Here is an 18668-nt window from a genome sequence, read left to right as displayed (position 1 = left end):
TGAAGATGAACGCAATGAACGAAGTGAGCAATGAGCTGAAGAACGACACGCTGACCATCGCCGGCCGCGCCTACCGATCGCGCCTGCTGGTCGGCAGCGGCAAGTACCGCGACCTGGAGCAGACCCGCGAAGCCACGCTGGCCGCCGGCGCCGAGATCGTCACGGTGGCGATCCGCCGCGTGAACATCGGCCAGGACCCGAACGCGCCGAGCCTGCTCGACGTGCTGCCCCCGAGCGACTTCACCATCTTGCCGAACACGGCCGGCTGCTACACCGCCAGGGACGCGATCTACACCTTGCAGATGGCGCGCGAGCTGCTGGGCGGGCACAAGCTGGTCAAGCTCGAGGTGCTGGGCGACCAGAAGACGCTGTTCCCGCACATGCCCGAGACCCTGGTCGCGGCGGAGGCCCTGGTGAAGGACGGCTTCGACGTCATGGTCTACTGCAGCGACGATCCGATCCAGGCCCGCATCCTGCAGGAGATCGGCTGTGTGGCGGTGATGCCGCTGGCGTCCCTGATCGGCTCGGGTATGGGCATCCTCAATCCGTGGAACCTGTCGTTGATCATCGAGCAGGCCACGGTGCCGGTACTGGTCGACGCCGGCGTCGGCACGGCGTCGGACGCCGCGATCGCGATGGAACTGGGCTGCGACGGCGTGTTGATGAACACCGCGATCGCCGCCGCGGGCGACCCGGTGCGCATGGCGCGCGCCATGAAGCATGCGGTGCTGGCGGGGCGCGATGCGTATCTCGCCGGCCGCATGCCCAAGCGCTTCGCCGCCTCGCCTTCGTCACCCAGTGAAGGAAAGATCACCGGATGACCGCCTGCGTGCTGGTGTTCGCCGGGCTCGACCCCGGCGGCGGCGCCGGTCTGGCCGCCGACATCCTGGCGATCGCGGCGCAGGGCGCGCATCCGCTGCCGGTGGCCACCGCCCTGACGGCGCAGGACAACAACCGCGTCCATGCGGCGCGCCCGGTCGATGCCGCCTGGATCGCGCGCCAGGCGGCGCCGCTGCTGGCGGCCTTCGAGATCGGAGCGGTCAAGCTTGGCATCCCCGGCAACGCCGCCAACGCGGCGGCGATCGCGGACGTCATCCGGGCCTTGCGCGCGCGCCGGCCCACCTTGCCGGTGGTGCTCGATCCGGTGCTGGCCAGCGGCCATGGCGATGCGCTGGGGCAGGGCGACGCCGTCGGCGCGCTGCGCGAACTGCTGGCGCTGGCGACGATCGTGCTGCCCAACCTGCCCGAGCGCGCGGCACTGGAGGCGCACGGCGGGCTGGCCGGCCGCCAGGCGCTGGTGACCGGCGGCCACGCCGCGGGCGACATCGTCGTCAACCGCTGGCTGGTCGACGGCGTCGAGGCGCGCGCCTGGCGCTGGCCGCGCCTGCCGCACGGCTACCACGGCAGCGGCTGCACGCTGGCCGCGGCGCTGGCGGCGCGGCTGGCGTTGGGCGAGCATATGGAGGCGGCGCTCGACGCGGCCCAGGCCTATACCCACCATACGCTGGCGCAGTCGTATGCGCTGGCGCCAGGGCAGCGCATCCCGCGCCGCCTGTTGCAACCGACAACCTGAAAGGAGCCGACATGCGCGGCTTGTACCTCGTTACCCCGAACTGGGACGATACGGAAAAACTGATCCTGGCGACCGATGCCGCCCTTGGCGCCGGCGCTGCGCTGGTCCAGTACCGCCACAAGGAAGCCGGCCCCGCATTGCGCCGGGAGCAGGCGACGGCGCTGCTGGCGCTGTGCCGCCGCCATGGCCGGCCGCTGGTCATCAACGACCACGTCGACCTGTGCCAGGCGATCGACGCCGACGGCGTGCACCTGGGCCATACCGATGGGGGCGTGCGCGAGGCGCGCGCGCTGCTGGGGGCGGACAAGATCGTCGGCGCCTCGTGCTACGGCGAACTGGCCCTGGCGCGCGCGGCGGTCCAGGCCGGCGCCAGCTACGTCGCCTTCGGCGGCTTTTATCCGTCGCCGGTCAAGAAGTACACCTTCGTGACGCCGCCCGAGTTGCTGGACCAGGCGCGCGCCGAGTTGACGGTGCCGATCGTCGTCATCGGCGGCATGACCCCGGAGAATGCGGCGCCGCTGGTAGCGCGCGGGATCGACCTGGTGGCGGCGATCACGAGCGTGTACGGATCGGGTGACCCCGGCGCGGCGGCGCGCGCATTTGGCGCGCTGTTCCCGCCTGCCTGACTCTACAATAGGCGCATCGTGATTCCCGTCGTCCCTCCATGCGCCCATTGCTGCTGTTTGCCCACACCCGCCGTCACCCGTCCGCCATCCTGTTGCTGGTCCAGCTGGTCGGCATGCTGGCCTATCCCTTCATCGAGGGCACGCCGGCCGGCCAGGTAGCCTTCAATGCCTTCGGCATCGTGGTGCTGGCCTTTACCATCCGCATGGTGCGGCGCACGCCGGGCGAGGTGCGGGTCAGCTGGGCGCTGGCGGTGCCGATCATCGCCTTGCTGCTGGCGCAGATCCTGTTCGGCCCGGCGCAGTTGCTGGCCTGGTCGTCGGGCCTGGAGGCGCTGTTCTACTTCTATGCGGCGGGCAGCCTGATCGCCTACATGATGGACGACGAGCTGGCCACCACCGACGAGCTGTTCGCGGCCGGCGCCACGTTTACCCTGCTTGCATGGGCGTTCACCCACATGTACATGCTGGTGCAGGAACTCCATCCCGGCAGCTTCGCGGCCGCCGTCAACGCGGCCGCGCCGCGCACCTGGACCGAACTGAACTACCTGAGCTTCGCGCTGCTGTCGAGCACCGGCATCGGCGACGTGATCCCGCTGACCGTGCATGCGCGGGCGCTGGCCAGCGTCGAGATGCTGGTTGGGCTGATGTACCTGGCGGTGGTGGTGGCGCGCCTGATCGCCTTCACCACGCGCAACCGGATCGCGGTCGGGCGGGCGCGCAAGCGCCGCATGCAGGACTGGGAAAAAGACTAGGCCTTCTCACTTCTTGACCGGCACCACGAAGGCGCGCAGCTCGGCCATCTCGCCGTCGCGGAAACGCCAGACGTCGCTGTAGGCGTTCTGAACCACGTTGCCTTGCTCGTCCTTCGATTCGATCTCGCCGAGATCACCGCTGCATTCGCCTGCTGCAGGATGCGCTTGTTCAGTTCGGACATGGCCTCTCTCCTCGGTGAGGGGCTTTGATACCAATCGTCGGCGCTCCAGGGCGCTCGGCAATGGACCGAATACTGCCTGCTAGAATTGTTTTCCCTCAATAAGCGAAAGCTCGCCATGGTTCATCCCACATTCTTCATCCGGCCGTTTGGCGCCGAAGAATGGCCGGCCTACCGTGCGATCCGCCTGCGCGCGCTGGCCGATGCGCCGGACGCCTTCGGCAGCACGCTGGCCGCCGAAGAGGCGCTGGCGCCCGAGACCTGGGCCGCGCGGCTGGCGCGCTCGACCACATCCGGCATCGACCGCGCGCTGGCCGCCGAGGCGAATGGCGAGTTCATCGGCCTGGCCTGGGCCAAGGAAGATGGCGACGATCCCGCCATCGTCAACTTGTTCCAGATGTGGGTGGCGCCCGAAGCACGCGGGCAGGGCGTGGCCGGCGCCTTGCTGGACGATGCGGTGCGCTGGGCCACGGCGCGCGGCGCGCAGGCGTTGCAGCTGGGCGTGACCTGCACCAATGCCGACGCCTTGCGCCTGTATGAGCGCGCCGGCTTCGTCGAGGCCGGCGTGCGCGAACCCTTGCGGCCGGGCTCGGACCTGATGGAGCAGCGCATGCGGCTCACGCTTCCCGGGCCGGCGCGCTCAGGCAGGCCATAACGCGCCGGCCATGACGCGCAGGCCGCGACGAGAAAAACCTGGGCCTGGCGCTGGCGTCACCGGCGAATGATTGCCGGGCCATACCCGAACGTGATTGCGCAAGCTTGTTATCATGTCTCTTTTGCGGCGCGGTCATGGACGCGCGGTTTTTCTTCAAGTAACGGGAATACGACATGAAAACGAAGGCAGCAATTGCATGGAAGGCGGGCCATCCGCTCACGATCGAAGAGGTTGAACTCGAAGGTCCGAAGGCCGGCGAGGTGCTGGTCGAGGTCAAGGCCACCGGCATCTGCCATACCGACTACTACACGCTGTCGGGCGCCGATCCCGAAGGCATCTTCCCGGCCATCCTGGGCCATGAAGGCGCGGGCGTGGTGGTCGACGTCGGTCCCGGCGTGACCAGTTTGCGCCGCGACGATCATGTGATTCCGCTGTACACGCCGGAATGCCGCCAATGCAAATTCTGCCTGTCGCGCAAGACCAACCTGTGCCAGGCGATCCGCTCGACCCAGGGCCGCGGCCTGATGCCCGACGCGACCTCGCGTTTCTCGCTGGACGGCAAGCCGATCTTCCATTACATGGGCACCTCGACCTTCTCGAACTACATCGTGGTTCCCGAGATCGCGCTGGCCAAGGTGCGCAATGACGCGCCGTTCGACAAGATCTGCTACATCGGTTGCGGCGTCACCACCGGCATCGGCGCCGTGATCTTCACCGCCAAGGTCGAAGCGGGCGCCAACGTGGTCGTGTTCGGCCTGGGCGGCATCGGCCTGAACGTGATCCAGGCCGCCAAGATGGTTGGCGCCGACAAGATCATCGGCGTCGACCTGAACCCCGAACGCGAAGCCATGGCGCGCAAGTTCGGCATGACCCATTTCATCAACCCGACCACGGTCGAGAACGTCGTCGACAGCATCGTCCAGCTGACCGACGGCGGCGCCGACTACAGCTTCGAGTGCGTGGGCAACGTCAACACCATGCGCCAGGCGCTGGAGTGCTGCCACAAGGGTTGGGGCCAGTCGATCATCATCGGCGTGGCGGCTGCCGGCCAAGAAATTTCCACCCGTCCGTTCCAGCTGGTGACCGGTCGCGAGTGGAAGGGCTCGGCCTTCGGTGGCGCGCGCGGCCGTACCGACGTGCCGAAGATCGTCGACTGGTATATGGAAAACAAGATCAATATCGACGACCTGATCACCCACCACCTGCCGCTGGAGCGCATCAACGAAGGCTTCGACCTGATGAAGTCAGGCGAGTCGATCCGCTCGGTCGTGGTGTACTGATCGTCCTCGCCGGCGGGCCGTCCGGTCCGCCGTCGATGCCTGTCCTGCGCGGCCTTCGGGCCGCGTTGTCGTTCTGGCGCCGTCCTGACCGCCTGTTCCGCGATTTCGACCGTCTGTCGCAGCGCGCTGGGCGGCGCATGCCGTGTTGTCTACAGTGCCTGCATCGCCGGCCGCGTCCGGCCCATCACTGGAGACCGACCCATGTCACGCACCGCATCGCCTCGCTGGAAACTGGCGCTTCCGATTCCGCTTCCGCTTCTCGGCCTGGCCGCCCTGGCGGCGTTCGCCATGCCGGCCCAGGCGGCGGCCGACGGCAAGCCGCGCGTGGTGCGCGTGGCGGCCGCGGACGAGCCGTACGCCCTGGTGCGCGACACATCCGGCGGCTTCGACATCAGCGGCAGCAGCGACGACTGGGACGAGGTGCGCGCCGCCCAACGCGCCATCAAGGGCGAATTCATCTGGTTCCGCGCGGACGGGCGCGGCTACGTGATCCAGGACCCCGAGACCCTCAGGCGGGCGCGCGCCGCCTGGGCCCCACTCGACCGGCTGGGCGAATTGATGAACGTCCATGGCAAGGAAATGGAAAAACACGGCAAGAAGGTCGAAGCGCTGGGCCGCGACATGGAGCGCGCCGCCGCCAGGCCCGCGAACCTGCCGAGCGAGCGCGACATGCGCGAGGTCGACGACGGCATGCAGGCGCTGAGCCGGCATATGGACGAGCTCAGCCGGCAGATGGCCGCGGCCGAGGATGACGGGGAGCGCCGCCTCATCCAGCAAAAGATGGCCGAGACCGGCAAGCGCATGTCCGACGCGGGCGTGCGTATCAGCGACGCCTACAACGGCCCGCAGGCGCGCCAGCAGCGCGCCTCGATGGAAGACATCGGCCGCCAGATGGAAAGCGCCAACCAGCCGATGGAAAAGCTGGGCCGGCGCATGGGCGAACTGGGCAAGGAAATGGAGCGCGAGAGCAAGGCCGCCGACAAGACCGTGCGCGCACTGATTCGCGATGCGCGCGCCAGGGGACTGGCGCAGGCGGCGCCGCGGCCGTGATCAGGGCCTGATCAGGGCTGCTGCGGCGTCGGCAGCATCGAACCGGTCGCGCGGTACCGCTCATGCCACGAATACGCCTTCTCCAGCACGTGCGGCGTGTGGCCGCCGCGCCCGTTCGCTTGCCCGACGTAGTCGCGCAGCATCTGCCTGTACGGCTCGGCCACGCAATGGTCGATGATGCGTTGGGCGCGCTCGCGCGGGGCCAGGCCGCGCAGGTCGGCCAGGCCGACCTCGGTCACCACCACGTCGACGTCATGCTCGGTATGGTCGACGTGCGAGACCATCGGCACGATGCTCGAGATCTTGCCGCCCTTGGCCGTCGACTTGGTCGCGAACACCGATAGATAGGCGTTGCGCGCGAAGTCGCCCGAGCCGCCGATGCCGTTCATCATGTGGGTGCCGCCCACGTGGGTCGAGTTGATGTTGCCGTAGATGTCGAACTCGAGCGCCGTGTTGATGGCGATGATCCCAAGGCGGCGGATGACTTCCGGATGGTTGCTCACTTCCTGCGGGCGCAAGACCAGGCGGTCCTTGTACTTTTGCAGCTCGGCGAATACCTGCCGCCCCTTTTCCTCCGACAGGGTGATCGACGAACCGGAAGCGAAATCGAGCTTGCCGGCGTCGAACAGGTCGAACGTCGAATCCTGCAGCACTTCTGAATACATGGTGAGGCCCTTGAACGGGCCGTCGATCAGGCCGGCCAGCACGGCGTTGGCGATGGTGCCGATGCCGGCCTGGAGCGGCATCAGGCGCTCGGTCAGGCGGCCGGCGGCGATCTCGCCGTTGAAGAAACCGGTCAGGTGGCCGGCGATGGCGGCGGTGTCGTCGTCCGGCGGCTGGATGGTGGAGGCGCTGTCGTGCTTCTCGGTCATGACGATGGCCACGATCTTCTCGGGCGGAATGACGATCGCCGTCGTGCCGATGCGGTCGCTGACGTTCATGAGCGGCATCGGCTCGCGCTGCGGGCGGTGCTTGGGGATGAAGATGTCGTGCAGGCCTTCGAGCGCCGGCGATTGGGAGAGGTTGATCTCGATGATCACCTTGTCGGCCAGGATCGCGAAGCTGGCGCTGTTGCCGACCGAGGTGGTCGGGATGATGGCGCCGCTCTCGGTGATCGCGATCGCCTCGATGATGGCGACGTCCACCGGCGCGATCTGGCGCGTGCGCAGCAGCTCGACGGTCTCGGACAGGTGCTGGTCGGTGAACATGACCTCGCCGCGGTTGATCGCGGCGCGCAGGGTGGGGTCGGTCTGGAACGGCATGCGGCGCGCCAGCGCGCCGGCCTGGGTCAGCGCCGCGTCGGTCTCGCCGCCGAGCGAGGCGCCGGTGATCAGGGTGATCGCCAGCGGCGCGCTGCGTGCGCGTTCGGCCAGCGCCAGCGGCACCGCCTTGGCGTCGCCGGCGCGGGTGAAGCCGCTGGTGCCGACGGTCATGCCGTCCTGGATCCATTCGGCGGCGCGGGCAGCGCTGGTGATGCGTTCGCGCAGCTGCGGCAGGCGGACGCGGTCGTGGGCAAGGTGGTGATCGTGTTGCATGGTTTCTCCTCAGGGACGGACTCGGTGTGGCTTTGTTTTTCTTATTGACTATCGGGGTTCAGGTCAGGCAGTAGTCGACCGGCTGCAGCGGCGGCGGCACGTGTTCGTCGCGCAGCGCGCTGCGCAGGTCGATCTCGATGGCGCGGCACATGGCGTCGAGCGGCAGGTCGTTCGCTTCCATGCCGAACGGCTCTTCCAGTTCGTCGCCCAGCGCGTCCAGACCGAAGAACGTGTAGGCCACGATGGCGACCACGAACGGCGTCATGAAGCCGATCGAGTCGACCAGGCCGAAAGGCAGCAGGAAGCAGTAGATATAGGCGGTGCGGTGCAGCAGCAGCGTGTACGAATAAGGAATCGGCGTGTTCTTGATGCGCTCGCACGATGCGGAGGCGGCTGTCAGCGCCGACAAGTTGTTGTCGATGTTGGCCGCCAGGCAGGCGTCGATGCGCCCCTCCTTGATGCAGCGTTGCAGGTCGGCGCCCATGTGGCGCATCAGGCTGTCGGGCTTGTTGCGTGCGCGCGCCATGTCTTCGTACTCGTCCGGCAGCAGGAAGTTGGCCGCATACGGCGAGTCGGGCTGGTCGCGCAGGTGGTCGCGCAGCGCGTGGACAAAGGCGATTGCGCGGTAGACGATGCGAACCCGTGTATCCTGCAAACCATTGCTTGCCAAGGCAGGCCGGGGATCGTTGATCAGGCTCGTGGACTGGCGCGCCAGGTTACGGCAGCGCAGCACCAGCTCGCCCCACAGCTTGCGGCCTTCCCAGAAACGGTCATAGGCGGAATTGTTGCGAAAGCCAAGGAAGATCGCGATCGGCAGCCCGATCAGCGTGAACGGTATCGTGGTGAGGGTGATCTTGAGGTCCCACAGGTCGCCGTGCGACCAGGTGACCAGGGTAGCCACCGCGATATTGACCAGCAGAGTGGGCAGGATGCGGGGCAGCACCGAGCCGCGCAACTGGAGGAACAGCTTGAGCCCGGAAGGGCGCTCTCGGATAATCACGGCATCGACCGCATTCGAAAAAATTTACGAGTCAAGAAAGACTCACTAAGATATTCGCAGTAAATCACTAATATCTTAGTAAGTCAAGCGCTGGTGCTTGTGCGATCATTCTTGATGTAGACACACTTAACACGGAGCACGCATTGGCCCGCCGTATCACACACCGCAACCTGCCCCAGCTTTTCCTGAAAGCCCGCGAATCGTTGATGTCGCATTTCCGTCCCGTCCTCAATCACTTCGGCGTCACCGAGCAGCAATGGCGCATCCTGCGCGTGCTGGACGAGCACGGGCAGCTGGAGCCGCGCGAGATGTGCGAGCTGTGCCAGATCCTGAGTCCCAGCATGACCGGCGTGCTGTCGCGCATGGAAGAACTGGGCCTGATCGCGCGCCAGCGCGTGGCGGCCGACCAGCGCCGCATCTGGGTACGGCTGGCGCCGAAAGGGGACAAGCTGATCGACGAGATCGCGCCGCTGATCGAGCAGCAGTACCGATTGATCGAAGAAGCGTATGGCAGCCGGGTCGTCGACGACCTGTCGCGGGCATTGGAAGTGTTCATCGCGGCACAGGAGACGCCGGTGGAGAGGGTGGAGTTGCCGGTGACGACAAAGGCGGTGAACAGCCGTCGGCCATGATGTCAGGTTAGCTTGTAAGCCCTGGAGACGTCATTCCCGCGCAGGCGGGAATCCAGGTCTGCGTGCATCGCGACGGCGCATGCATGCTAGCGCATGCGAAAGCCGGCCCCCGCCTTCGCGGGGGCGACCTGGTGACGCCGGCGAACGGTGTCAACAGATCCGGCAGGCGCCGCGCGGTGCTGATCGATCAGTGCTGCTCGATCTTGCCGCGCCAGCCGCCGGTTTCGCTGCCGCGCTTCTCGAGCAGCTCCTTGAAGTTGGCCAGGTTGGAACGCGTTTCCATGCGCACGGCGCCCAGGGCGTCGCCCAGGGTTTCCAGCGGGCCTTCGGGCTCGTAGTCCATCTGCAGCGCGATGCGGGTGACGGTGTCCGAGATCTTGTGGAAGGTGACCACGCCGCCGTTCTTGACGCCGGTGGTGCTGCGCCAGGCGATGCGGTTGTCCGGGATCTGCTCGGTGATCTCGGCATCCCATTCCTTGTCTTCGCCGGCCACGTTGGCCTTCCAGTGCAGGTGCTTGTCGTCCAGCTGGCGAATCTCTTTCACGCTCTTCATGAATTGCGGGAAGTCTTCGAACTGGGTGAACTGATTGTAGGCAGTGCGCACAGGCACGTTGACTTCAATCGTCTCGACGATCGACGAGCTGGTGCCAAAACCACGATTACGCTTGAGTTTCTTCGACAGCATTGCGCCGCCAACGGCCAGTGCGGCCACGGTAACTACACGACCCAACATAGTATTCTCCTTAGGTTTCGCCCCGGCGCGGCGTCGGCACAATGGCCGGCGCGCACGCCTGGACTCGAATGAATGCACATGCGACGGGGTTCGCGACCTTGTCGCGAATCTGTTATTAAAATAAGCGAAAAGACAAGATGGGGGCGCGCGGCTGAGAATCCCATTCGTAACAAGTTGCGCGATGTTAATGTGTTTTCCTATTGGAAATCGACGACGATGCAACAGGAGGGTCAGATGAGCTTGCAAGGTGGATGCTTCTGCGGCGCGGTGCGCTTCGAGGCGCACGGTGAACCATTCAACAGCACGCTGTGCCATTGCACCGATTGTCGCAAGGCATCGGGAGCCCCGGCCGTCGCCTGGTTCAGCGTCAGGACGACCAGCCTGCACTGGACCGCCAGCGCGCCGCAACGGTTCCGTTCCAGCGAACATGCGCTGCGCAGTTTTTGCCCGTCGTGCGGCACCACGCTCACCTGGCACGACGAACGCTGGCCCGACGAGATCGACCTTGCCACCGCCAGCCTCGATGACCCGGAACTGGTGCCGCCGGCCGATCACACTTTTGTGCGCAGCCGGCTGGGCTGGCTGAAGCTGCAGGACGGCCTGCCGCAGTACCAGACGACCCGGTCGGAAGGCTGACAGGTAAATTTCATGCGCACGACATTGTTATCCGTGCAAGAAGATGCGAGCATGGAATCATCGTGACTTCCCGGAAAGCTACCGCCATGAGCGCACCATCTTCCAGCCGCATGCGCCGCCGACTTTGCCTTGCCCTGCCTGTTGCCGCGGTCGCGGGAATGGTCGGCTCCGCCGCGCAAGCCCGTCCCTTGCCTCCGGCCGGGATCGGCCATACCAACCACCATACGGGCTTCGAGGTGGCGCTGAAGCTGGACATGTTCGGCGAGGTCAGTAAACCGGTCGTGGTTGCGCAGAATGCCGAGCGCATCACCTTGCGTGGCGTCCACGGCGATACGCCATGGGCCCTGCAGTTCACGATCGTCCGCATGGATCACCATGGCAACCTGCGCGTGCTGGCCAGGCTGACCAGCAACGGCGAAGTCCTGGCCGCGCCCATCCGCAGCGCCGTGGTTGGCCAACGGGTGGTGGTGCGCGCCGACGACCAGATCGACGTCGCGCTGCTCGTCAGGCGCGTGTAGCGTCCCGGCGCCCCGGCGCGACGGCGTTCACACGCCATGCGCGACGCACGGCGGCGGGTGGCGCAGCGCCTGCCCCATGAGTTCCAGCGCGTGCTGGATCTGGTAGCGGTCGGCCATGCCGCCTACGCACACCCGCACCGCCTCCGGCGCCATGCCCGGCGCCCCGACGGCGAACGCATCGCTGGCCACCACCGCCACCCCCGCCGCGGCCATCGTTTCCGCGAATTGGCGGCGGCCCCACGGCGCGGGCAGGCGCAGCCATAAATGAAAACTGTCCGGCGTCGCGTCAACCGTCGCGTCGGGCAGGGCGCGCAGCGCGATCTTGTGGCGCACCGCGCATTCCTTGCGGATAGCGGCCAGCATCAGGTCGGCCGTGCCGTCGCGAATCCAGCGCGTCGCCAGCGCCGCCGTGATGGGTGAGACCATGGTCGTGGTGGCGCGGATGGCAGCCGTCAGGCGCGCCGTGGAATGGGCGTCGGGGGCGACCAGGAAGGCGACGCGCAGGCCCGCGCCCACGCATTTGGCGAGGCCAGCGATATAGAAGGTGATGTCCGGCCCCATGCTGGCCAGCGGCGGCGGGCCGGAGCGCGGCAGGAAGCCGTAGGCGTCGTCCTCGATGATCGCCACGCCATGAAAGCGCGCCACTTCCACCAGCGCCTGGCGCCGCTGCGCCGACATCACCGCCGTGGTCGGATTGAGCAGGGTCGGATTGCAATACAGCGCCTTCGGCGCGTACTGGGCGCAGGCGGCCGCGAAGGCGACCGCATCGATGCCTTCGCCGTCCATCGGCAGCCCCACCAGTTTCAGGCCCAGCTGGCCGGCCAGCGCCCGCAATCCGGGATAGGTCAGCTCCTCGCAGCACACGACCGAGCCCGCGGGCGCGATCGCGCCCAGCACCGCCAGCAGCGCGCACTGGGCGCCCGGCGTGACCAGCACCCGTTCCTCGGGAACCACCAGGCCGCGCCGCCGCAGCCATAGCGCGCCGGCCTCGCGATCGGCGCGCGAGCCGCAGAAGTCCTGGTAGCGCAGCAGGTCGCGCAGGTGGGCGCCGACTTCCGCATAGCCGTCCTGCATCAGCTGCGCCAGTTCGGGCGACGCCGGCTCGGGCGGCATGTTCATCGACAGGTCGATGTTCGGCCGTCCTTCGACCGCGCGCGGGATGGCGGGACGTCGCTTGCCGCACACGAATGTGCCGCGTCCCACCGTGGAATCGACCAGCCCGCGCCGCTGCGCCTCGACATAGGCGCGCGCCACCGTGGTGAAGTCGATCCCGAGGCCGGCGGCCAGCCGGCGCTGCGCCGGCAGCCGCTGTTCCGGCATCAGGCGCCCGGTCGTGATGTCGTCGGCAATCGCATTGGCGATCTGCTGGTAGAAGGGCAGGGCGCCGGGCGCGCTGGTCTTCCTCAGCCTGGGCATCCAGCCATCGAATTTCTTGCTCATTGCTGCTGGCCTCCATGACGTTGTTGCGCTCGCGCAGGCACCGAAAAGGCTCACGCGCACCCGCATGATGCGCCACTGCGCGCCATCGTGCAGCGACACCTAGCGCCGATTGTATGGAGCGAATGTATGGAAAGCGCGGATGACGCGAAAAACCGCCTTCCTCCTCTGGCCCGATGCAAGGCGCGTGCCAGAAGCGGCGGGCGCGCCGTGGCCCGGAATGACCGCAGGCGCCTGCAGTCAAGTCCAGCCTGCGGCGCGATTGATTGGCACGCCCCATGCATTCAATCCATGCATCGCCCGCCAGGAGAACGATCATGATGAACGAGCTGCCTCTCGCCTATCTGCCCAGCGAGTTTCGCGTGAAATGGGTCACCCTGCCATGGGAATCGGAACAAGCCTACCGCCTGCGCCGCGCCGTGTTCTGCGAAGAGCAGGGCATCTTCGCGCATGACGACCGCGACGCGGTCGACGAGCGCGCGCAGCTGCTGGTCGCGCTGTCGTGCCTGGCCGGCCTGCCCGACCAGGTGATCGGCACCGTGCGCATCCACGACGAGGGCGGGGGCCTGTGGTTCGGTTCGCGGCTGGCCGTCGATCCCGCATGGCGCAAGCACGCCCGGCTCGGCGTCACCCTCATCCGCCTGGCGGTCGCCAGCGCCGGCGCGCTGGGCTGCCGCGTGTTTCGCGCCCACGTGCAAAGCCAGAACGTGCCCCTGTTCCAGCGCCTCGACTGGCATGTGCTGCACGAGGAAACCCTGCTGGGACGGCCGCATCACCTGATGCAGGCCGACCTGGCCAGCTATCCGCCCTGCCACACCCCGCAAGCCGGCTACGCCGGCCGGTCGGCCAGGCCGGCGTCGCCTTCCAACCTTCCTACCGGAGAAACCGCATGACCATCCCCACCATCCTGCCTGCGCTCGATGCGCATGTCGACGTCGCCATCGTCGGCGGTGGCCAGGCCGGCCTGTCCATGAGCTACTACCTGCAGCAGGCCGGCATCGGCCACGTCGTGTTCGAAAAGCACGCGCAGGCGCATGCCTGGCGCACCCAGCGCTGGGACGCGTTCTCGCTGGTGACCCCGAACTGGCAATGCCAGCTGCCAGGCCATCCGTATGCCGGCGACGATCCGCACGGCTTCATGAAGCGCGAGCAGATCGTCGACTACCTGGACGGCTTCATCGCCAAGGTGAACGCGCCGGTGCGCGAGGGCGTCGAGGTGCGCGAGGTGGCGCCGCTTGCGGGCGGCGGCTTCGCGCTGCGCACCAGCATCGGCGCGACCACCGCGGGCCAGGTCGTGGTGGCCTCCGGCTGCTACCAGGAGCCGATCGTGCCGCGCCTGGCCGAACGCCTGCCGGCCGGCATCGTGCAGCTGCACTCGGCCGACTACCGCAACCCGCACAGCCTGCCCGACGGCGCGGTGCTGGTGGTCGGCTCAGGCCAGTCCGGCGCGCAGATCGCGGAAGACCTGCACCTGGCCGGCCGCCGGGTCCACCTGGCCACCGGCGACGCGCCGCGCTGCGCGCGCTTTTATCGCGGCCGCGACGTGGTCGACTGGCTGGCCGACATGGGCTATTACGACAAGGCGGTCGGCGAGCATCCGTTGCGTGAAGGCGTGCGCGACAACACCAACCACTACGTCACCGGGCGCGACGGCGGGCGCGACATCGACCTGCGCGCCTTCGCACTGCAGGGCATGCGGCTGCACGGCGCCCTGACCGGCCTGGAGGGAACGCGTCTCGCTTTCGCCCCCAACCTGAAGGCCAACCTGGACCAGGCCGACCATGTCTACAACCGCATCAATGCCTCGATCGACCACTGGATCGCGTCCCAGGGCATCGCCGCGCCGCCCGGCGCCGCCTACGTGGCGCCATGGGAGCCGGACAGCGCGCAGGAGGACACGCTCGACCTGCGCGCCGAGGGCGTCACGGCCGTGATCTGGTGCATCGGCTTCGCGCCGGATTTCAAATGGGTCAATGCGCCGGTCTTCAATGGGCGCGGCCATCCGGTCCATGCGCGCGGCATCAGTGGCCAGCCGGGACTGTACTTCCTCGGCCTGCCCTGGCTGCATACCTGGGGTTCGGGCCGCTTCTCGGGCGTGGCGCGCGATGCCGAATACCTGGCGGCGCACATCGCCGCGCTGGCGCAAGGCGGCGCACCGGCGCTGCGGTATGCCTGACATGCGGCGGTGCAGCGCGCGCCGTCATGTGGCATGCGCCGCACCGCCGCATGCCAGGCATACCGCAGGCCAGGCGCGCCGCGCTCCGGTGATGCCGTCGTCATTGACTGCACGGTTTGACCGGATCGCTGTCGCGCACCGCGCCGGCATGCCTCTTGGACGGCGGCTTGAATGGACAACGCTCCATTCAATGCCTGTCCTTCGCGGCATTGACTGGCACGGAGCATGCAATCAATTCCCCTGTGCGGACGTCGGTTCCCCGCACCAATTCAACCACTAGACAGGAGCACTACCATGCCAGCAGTTACCCAAGCCAAGCACCAGAAAGGCGACTTCTTCGTGGACTACGAGGAGAAGGTATTCGAGGACGTCAAGGCGAAGCCGGGCGAGAAAGCGCTGGTGACCTTCCACACGGTGGCGTACGAAGGATCGATCGGCTTCGTCAACATGCTGCAGGCCACCCGCCTGCAGCGCAAGGGCTACGAAACCTCGATCCTGATGTACGGACCGGGCGTGACCCTGGGCATCCAGCGCGGCTTCCCGACCATCGGCGACGAAGCTTTCCCGGGCCACCAGAACTACAGCAGGCAGCTCACCAAGTTCATGGAAGAGGGCGGCAAGGTGTATGCCTGCCGCTTCGCGCTGCAGGCGCTGTACGGCCATGGCGAGCCGGCGCTGATCGAAGGCATCCGTCCGATCAGCCCGCTCGATGTGCTCGACCTGAAGCTGCTGCACCTGCGCGACAACGCGGTCGTCATCGATACCTGGACCCTGTAGGCAGCGAAGGAGGGCGGCACCATGAATCAAGCGAACAGGGTGGTCAGGGCGGCGGCGGTGCAGATCGCGCCGGACCTGGACAGCGCCGACGGCACCGTCGCGAAGGTCTGCGACGCCATCGCGCAGGCCGCGTCGCGGGGCGCGCAACTGGCGGTGTTCCCGGAGACCTTCGTGCCCTACTATCCCTACTTCTCCTTCATCCAGCCGCCTTTCGAGCAGGGTCCCGAGCACCTGCTGCTGTATGAGCGTGCGGTGACGGTGCCGGGGCCGGTGACCCACGCCGTCGGCGCCGCGGCCCGGCGCCACGGCGTCGTCGTGGTGCTCGGCGTGAACGAGCGCGACCACGGCTCGCTGTACAACACGCAGCTGGTGTTCGACGCCGACGGCGAATTGATCCTCAAGCGGCGCAAGATCACGCCGACCTATCACGAGCGGATGGTCTGGGGCCAGGGCGACGCCAGCGGCCTGAAGGTGGTGGACAGCGCGGTCGGCCGCCTCGGCGCGCTGGCTTGCTGGGAACACTACAATCCCCTGGCGCGCTACGCGCTGATGGCGCAGCACGAGGAAATCCATGCCGCCCAGTTCCCCGGCTCGATGGTGGGGCAGGTCTTCGCCGACCAGATGGAAGTGACCATCCGCCACCATGCGCTCGAGTCGGGCTGCTTCGTCGTGAACGCCACCGGCTGGCTCACCGACGCCCAGATCGAGGCGATCACGCCCGAGCCCGAACGCCGCAAGGCGCTGCGCGGAGGCTGCTTCACCGCCATCGTCTCGCCCGAGGGCAAGCTGCTGGCCGAGCCGCTGCGCAGCGGCGAAGGCATGGTCGTGGCCGACCTGGACCTGGCCTTGAACACGAAACGCAAGCGCATGATGGATTCGGTCGGCCACTACGCGCGGCCCGAACTCCTGAGCCTCTTGATCGATCCGCGCCAGACGGCGCCCATGCAGCCCATGCAGCCCATGCAGGCGCAGGCGGTCGAGCCGCGCGGCGCGCACATTCCACCCCAAGCACTGGAGCAGCCATGAACCCCATGAACCAGCAGTTGATCGCCCAGCTGCAGTCGGTCGGACTGCGGCTGGACGACACCAGCATCGGCGCGCCGAGCCGGCGCGGCGGCGCCGGCCCGACCGACCACAAGGCGGTCACGATCGACGGCCACACGGTGATGATCCCGGTGCACACGGCCGGCGCCTGGAGCTCGCCCTACGTCGCAACGCCGCGCGCCGACGGCTCGACGCGCATCGTACGTGACGGGGTCGAGCTGGCCGTGGTGTCCTTTCCGCGCCAGCCGCGCTTCTACAAGCTGCAAACCTACGACGGCGTGCCGTACTCCAAGATCGCCACCCTGCACGGCGCCGACGTGCTGGCCACCACGGTCCTGCAAAGCTGCATCCGCTATGAAAGCCGGCGCAAGTCCTGCCAGTTCTGCGCGATCGGCCAGTCGCTGGCGGCCGGCCGCACCATCCTGCGCAAGACGCCGGAGCAGCTGGCCGAAGTCGCGCGCGCCGCGGTGCTGCTCGACGGCGTGAAACATATGGTCATGACCACCGGCACCCCGAACGCCACTGACCGCGGCGCGCGCATCCTGTGCGAGAGCGCGTTCGCAGTCAAGGCGGCGGTCGACCTGCCGATCCAGGGCCAGTGCGAGCCGCCCGACGACGACGCGTGGTTCCGGCGCATGCGCGATGCCGGCGTCGACTCATTGGGCATGCACCTGGAAGCGGTGACGCCGGCGGTGCGCGCGCGCATCATGCCGGGCAAGGCGAGCGTGCCGCTCGAGCGCTATTTCAGCGCCTTCGAGGCCGCGGTCGCGGTGTTCGGCCCGGGCCAGGTCAGCACCTATATCCTGGCCGGGCTGGGCGACACGCCCGAGGCCATCCTGGCCATGAGCGAGCGCCTGGTGGGCATGGGCGTGTATCCCTTCGTGGTGCCGTTCGTGCCCGTCACCGGCACCCCGCTGGAAGACCATCCGGCGCCCGACGCCGCCTTCATGCGCGCCATCCTCGCGCCGCTGGCCGGGATCCTCGAGCGCGGCAATCTGCGCGCGGCCGAGATCAAGGCGGGGTGCGGACGCTGCGGCGCCTGCTCGACCCTGTCCACCTACGAAAAGCGGCCGGCGCCATGAAAGAGACGATGCTGGAAGCGCTCGCCGCGTCGCTGCGCGCGAGCCCGGGTTTCGCGCACAAGCGCGACATCGAGGACGTGCTGCCGGCCTTGCGCGGGGCGGCGCCCAGCGGCATCGCCATCGGCGACGATTGCGCGGCGATCCCCGACGGCGACGGCTACCTGCTGTTCGCGATCGAAGGCTTCCTGAACGAATTCGTCGAGCGCGAACCCTGGTTCGCCGGGTATTGCGGGGTGATGGTCAACGTCAGCGACATCTATGCCATGGGGGGACGGCCCACCGCCGTCGTCGATGCGCTGTGGAGCCGCGGAGGCGACGCCGCCACCCCGGTGCTGGAAGGGCTGGCGGCGGCCTCGCTCGCATACGGCGTTCCCATCGTCGGCGGCCACAGCAACCGGCGCAGCGAGCGCGAACAGCTGTCGGTCGCCATCGTCGGCCGCGCGCGGCGCCTGCTCACCAGCTTCGATGCGGGCCCTGGCCAGCACCTGGTCGCCGCGATCGACCTGCGCGGACGCTTCCACGAACCGTATGCCTATTGGAACGCGAGCGTCGGCGCGCCGCCGGAGCGCCTGCGCGCCGACCTCGAGATCCTGCCGGCGCTGGCCGAGGACGGCCTGGCGGCGGCGGCCAAGGACATCAGCATGGCGGGCGTCGTCGGGACGGCGCTGATGCTGCTCGAATGCTCGGGCCTCGGCGCCGTCATCGACGTCGACCTGATCCCGCGTCCGGACGGCGTCGACCTGGCGCGCTGGCTGGGCGTCTTCCCCAGCTACGGCTTCCTGCTCAGCGTCGCCGACGAGCACCTCGACGCCGTGCTGGCGCGCTTCGCGGCGCGCGGCATCGCCTGCGCCGCGTTCGGACGCACGCAAGCGGGCAGCGCCGTCGCGCTGCGGCGCGGCGCTGAACGGGTCGCGCTGTGGGATTTCGAACGGGAAGCCTTCATCGGCCGCAGTGAAGGACCTCAGTGAATAACCTCAGTGAAG

General features: G+C 67.8%; 21 protein-coding genes. 16 read left to right on the top strand and 5 right to left on the bottom strand.

Annotation, left to right across the window (positions count from 1 at the left end):
- Positions 1 to 14: 14 nt before the first annotated feature.
- Genes ABIB38_RS13350 through ABIB38_RS13335 form a run of 4 tightly spaced genes read left to right on the top strand, consistent with a single transcriptional unit; the run spans position 15 to position 2951 of the window.
- Positions 15 to 821 carry a thiazole synthase gene (locus ABIB38_RS13350; RefSeq protein ID WP_429204695.1) on the top strand — a complete coding sequence of 269 codons (807 nt, stop codon included), beginning with the start codon at positions 15 to 17 and terminating at the stop codon, positions 819 to 821.
- Complete coding sequence (locus tag ABIB38_RS13345; protein WP_429204526.1) at positions 818 to 1573, top strand: bifunctional hydroxymethylpyrimidine kinase/phosphomethylpyrimidine kinase; 756 nt, start codon at positions 818 to 820, stop codon at positions 1571 to 1573. Before ABIB38_RS13350 ends, ABIB38_RS13345 begins: the two co-directional genes overlap by 4 nt.
- Positions 1574 to 1584: 11 nt before the next feature.
- Positions 1585 to 2199, top strand: coding sequence for a thiamine phosphate synthase (gene thiE, locus ABIB38_RS13340; protein ID WP_429204524.1), 615 nt, complete (start codon positions 1585 to 1587; stop codon positions 2197 to 2199).
- Between the two features lie 38 nt (positions 2200 to 2237).
- Positions 2238 to 2951 (top strand): ion channel, encoded by a 714-nt coding sequence (locus ABIB38_RS13335; protein ID WP_429204522.1) that lies wholly within the window; start codon positions 2238 to 2240, stop codon positions 2949 to 2951.
- A 6-nt stretch (positions 2952 to 2957) separates the two neighbouring features.
- Here the strand turns inward: ABIB38_RS13335 and ABIB38_RS13330 are convergent, their stop codons facing one another.
- A complete protein-coding gene (locus tag ABIB38_RS13330; protein ID WP_429204521.1) occupies positions 2958 to 3167 on the bottom strand; it encodes a hypothetical protein in 210 nt (69 codons plus the stop codon).
- A gap of 81 nt (positions 3168 to 3248) precedes the next feature.
- Here ABIB38_RS13330 and ABIB38_RS13325 point away from each other — a divergent pair, with 81 nt between their 5' ends.
- The 3 genes from ABIB38_RS13325 (at position 3249) to ABIB38_RS13315 (ending at position 6115) form a co-directional block, all read left to right on the top strand.
- Entirely contained in the window at positions 3249 to 3785 is a 537-nt protein-coding gene (locus ABIB38_RS13325; RefSeq protein ID WP_429204520.1) for an N-acetyltransferase family protein, read from the top strand.
- Positions 3786 to 3958: 173 nt separating this feature from the next.
- Positions 3959 to 5065: an S-(hydroxymethyl)glutathione dehydrogenase/class III alcohol dehydrogenase gene (locus ABIB38_RS13320; protein ID WP_429204518.1), complete on the top strand. Its 1107-nt coding sequence runs from the start codon at positions 3959 to 3961 to the stop codon at positions 5063 to 5065.
- 201 nt (positions 5066 to 5266) lie between these two features.
- The gene (locus tag ABIB38_RS13315; RefSeq protein ID WP_429204516.1) at positions 5267 to 6115 is read left to right on the top strand and encodes a hypothetical protein; all 849 of its coding nucleotides are present in this window, start codon (positions 5267 to 5269) and stop codon (positions 6113 to 6115) included.
- An 11-nt stretch (positions 6116 to 6126) separates the two neighbouring features.
- Here ABIB38_RS13315 and ABIB38_RS13310 read toward each other — a convergent pair whose 3' ends face one another.
- Complete coding sequence (locus tag ABIB38_RS13310; protein WP_429204514.1) at positions 6127 to 7650, bottom strand: acetyl-CoA hydrolase/transferase family protein; 1524 nt, start codon at positions 7648 to 7650, stop codon at positions 6127 to 6129.
- Between the two features lie 58 nt (positions 7651 to 7708).
- Positions 7709 to 8650 (bottom strand): bestrophin family protein, encoded by a 942-nt coding sequence (locus tag ABIB38_RS13305; protein WP_429204512.1) that lies wholly within the window; start codon positions 8648 to 8650, stop codon positions 7709 to 7711.
- A gap of 143 nt (positions 8651 to 8793) precedes the next feature.
- On the opposite strand from ABIB38_RS13305, the gene hpaR reads away from it, so the two are divergent.
- Positions 8794 to 9282 (top strand): homoprotocatechuate degradation operon regulator HpaR, encoded by a 489-nt coding sequence (gene hpaR, locus ABIB38_RS13300; protein WP_429204511.1) that lies wholly within the window; start codon positions 8794 to 8796, stop codon positions 9280 to 9282.
- A 187-nt stretch (positions 9283 to 9469) separates the two neighbouring features.
- Here the strand turns inward: hpaR and ABIB38_RS13295 are convergent, their stop codons facing one another.
- Complete coding sequence (locus tag ABIB38_RS13295; protein ID WP_429204510.1) at positions 9470 to 10015, bottom strand: SRPBCC family protein; 546 nt, start codon at positions 10013 to 10015, stop codon at positions 9470 to 9472.
- Positions 10016 to 10249: 234 nt separating this feature from the next.
- Between ABIB38_RS13295 and ABIB38_RS13290 the strand changes: the two genes are divergently transcribed.
- Together ABIB38_RS13290 and ABIB38_RS13285 are read left to right on the top strand one after the other, a co-directional pair.
- A complete protein-coding gene (locus ABIB38_RS13290) occupies positions 10250 to 10651 on the top strand; it encodes a GFA family protein (RefSeq protein WP_429204508.1) in 402 nt (133 codons plus the stop codon).
- Between the two features lie 86 nt (positions 10652 to 10737).
- Positions 10738 to 11169 (top strand): hypothetical protein, encoded by a 432-nt coding sequence (locus tag ABIB38_RS13285; protein ID WP_429204507.1) that lies wholly within the window; start codon positions 10738 to 10740, stop codon positions 11167 to 11169.
- Between the two features lie 27 nt (positions 11170 to 11196).
- Here the strand turns inward: ABIB38_RS13285 and ABIB38_RS13280 are convergent, their stop codons facing one another.
- Positions 11197 to 12609: a PLP-dependent aminotransferase family protein gene (locus tag ABIB38_RS13280; protein WP_429204505.1), complete on the bottom strand. Its 1413-nt coding sequence runs from the start codon at positions 12607 to 12609 to the stop codon at positions 11197 to 11199.
- 314 nt (positions 12610 to 12923) lie between these two features.
- On the opposite strand from ABIB38_RS13280, the gene ABIB38_RS13275 reads away from it, so the two are divergent.
- From ABIB38_RS13275 to ABIB38_RS13250, 6 genes are all read left to right on the top strand, one after another.
- Positions 12924 to 13499, top strand: a complete 576-nt coding sequence (locus ABIB38_RS13275) for an MSMEG_0567/Sll0786 family nitrogen starvation N-acetyltransferase (protein WP_429204503.1) — start codon at positions 12924 to 12926, stop codon at positions 13497 to 13499.
- Entirely contained in the window at positions 13496 to 14782 is a 1287-nt protein-coding gene (locus ABIB38_RS13270; protein ID WP_429204501.1) for an MSMEG_0569 family flavin-dependent oxidoreductase, read from the top strand. Before ABIB38_RS13275 ends, ABIB38_RS13270 begins: the two co-directional genes overlap by 4 nt.
- 294 nt (positions 14783 to 15076) lie before the next feature.
- Positions 15077 to 15559, top strand: coding sequence for an MSMEG_0572/Sll0783 family nitrogen starvation response protein (locus tag ABIB38_RS13265; RefSeq protein ID WP_429204499.1), 483 nt, complete (start codon positions 15077 to 15079; stop codon positions 15557 to 15559).
- Between the two features lie 21 nt (positions 15560 to 15580).
- A complete protein-coding gene (locus ABIB38_RS13260; RefSeq protein ID WP_429204497.1) occupies positions 15581 to 16585 on the top strand; it encodes a Nit6803 family nitrilase in 1005 nt (334 codons plus the stop codon).
- Positions 16582 to 17685: an MSMEG_0568 family radical SAM protein gene (locus tag ABIB38_RS13255; RefSeq protein ID WP_429204495.1), complete on the top strand. Its 1104-nt coding sequence runs from the start codon at positions 16582 to 16584 to the stop codon at positions 17683 to 17685. The genes ABIB38_RS13260 and ABIB38_RS13255 overlap by 4 nt, the downstream gene beginning before the upstream one ends.
- Positions 17682 to 18653 carry a sll0787 family AIR synthase-like protein gene (locus ABIB38_RS13250; protein WP_429204494.1) on the top strand — a complete coding sequence of 324 codons (972 nt, stop codon included), beginning with the start codon at positions 17682 to 17684 and terminating at the stop codon, positions 18651 to 18653. Before ABIB38_RS13255 ends, ABIB38_RS13250 begins: the two co-directional genes overlap by 4 nt.
- The last annotated feature ends 15 nt before the right edge of the window (positions 18654 to 18668 follow it).

Origin of the sequence: Massilia sp. UYP11, from assembly GCF_050434805.1 — a bacterium.
GTDB lineage: Bacteria > Pseudomonadota > Gammaproteobacteria > Burkholderiales > Burkholderiaceae_D > Telluria.
Note: the sequence above shows the minus strand (reverse complement) of the source record. Positions and strands in the feature narration are given on the sequence as shown.

What these genes read in the sequence shown, in the direction of transcription:
- ABIB38_RS13350 (WP_429204695.1), top strand. Translation starts at nt 15, where the DNA reads ATGAACGAAGTGAGCAATGAGCTGAAGAACGACACGCTGACCATCGCC.
- ABIB38_RS13345 (WP_429204526.1), top strand. Translation starts at nt 818, where the DNA reads ATGACCGCCTGCGTGCTGGTGTTCGCCGGGCTCGACCCCGGCGGCGGC.
- thiE (WP_429204524.1), top strand. Translation starts at nt 1,585, where the DNA reads ATGCGCGGCTTGTACCTCGTTACCCCGAACTGGGACGATACGGAAAAA.
- ABIB38_RS13335 (WP_429204522.1), top strand. Translation starts at nt 2,238, where the DNA reads ATGCGCCCATTGCTGCTGTTTGCCCACACCCGCCGTCACCCGTCCGCC.
- ABIB38_RS13325 (WP_429204520.1), top strand. Translation starts at nt 3,249, where the DNA reads ATGGTTCATCCCACATTCTTCATCCGGCCGTTTGGCGCCGAAGAATGG.
- ABIB38_RS13320 (WP_429204518.1), top strand. Translation starts at nt 3,959, where the DNA reads ATGAAAACGAAGGCAGCAATTGCATGGAAGGCGGGCCATCCGCTCACG.
- ABIB38_RS13315 (WP_429204516.1), top strand. Translation starts at nt 5,267, where the DNA reads ATGTCACGCACCGCATCGCCTCGCTGGAAACTGGCGCTTCCGATTCCG.
- ABIB38_RS13310 (WP_429204514.1), bottom strand. Translation starts at nt 7,650, where the DNA reads ATGCAACACGATCACCACCTTGCCCACGACCGCGTCCGCCTGCCGCAG.
- ABIB38_RS13295 (WP_429204510.1), bottom strand. Translation starts at nt 10,015, where the DNA reads ATGTTGGGTCGTGTAGTTACCGTGGCCGCACTGGCCGTTGGCGGCGCA.
- ABIB38_RS13290 (WP_429204508.1), top strand. Translation starts at nt 10,250, where the DNA reads ATGAGCTTGCAAGGTGGATGCTTCTGCGGCGCGGTGCGCTTCGAGGCG.
- ABIB38_RS13285 (WP_429204507.1), top strand. Translation starts at nt 10,738, where the DNA reads ATGAGCGCACCATCTTCCAGCCGCATGCGCCGCCGACTTTGCCTTGCC.
- ABIB38_RS13280 (WP_429204505.1), bottom strand. Translation starts at nt 12,609, where the DNA reads ATGAGCAAGAAATTCGATGGCTGGATGCCCAGGCTGAGGAAGACCAGC.
- ABIB38_RS13275 (WP_429204503.1), top strand. Translation starts at nt 12,924, where the DNA reads ATGATGAACGAGCTGCCTCTCGCCTATCTGCCCAGCGAGTTTCGCGTG.
- ABIB38_RS13270 (WP_429204501.1), top strand. Translation starts at nt 13,496, where the DNA reads ATGACCATCCCCACCATCCTGCCTGCGCTCGATGCGCATGTCGACGTC.
- ABIB38_RS13265 (WP_429204499.1), top strand. Translation starts at nt 15,077, where the DNA reads ATGCCAGCAGTTACCCAAGCCAAGCACCAGAAAGGCGACTTCTTCGTG.
- ABIB38_RS13260 (WP_429204497.1), top strand. Translation starts at nt 15,581, where the DNA reads ATGAATCAAGCGAACAGGGTGGTCAGGGCGGCGGCGGTGCAGATCGCG.
- ABIB38_RS13255 (WP_429204495.1), top strand. Translation starts at nt 16,582, where the DNA reads ATGAACCCCATGAACCAGCAGTTGATCGCCCAGCTGCAGTCGGTCGGA.
- ABIB38_RS13250 (WP_429204494.1), top strand. Translation starts at nt 17,682, where the DNA reads ATGAAAGAGACGATGCTGGAAGCGCTCGCCGCGTCGCTGCGCGCGAGC.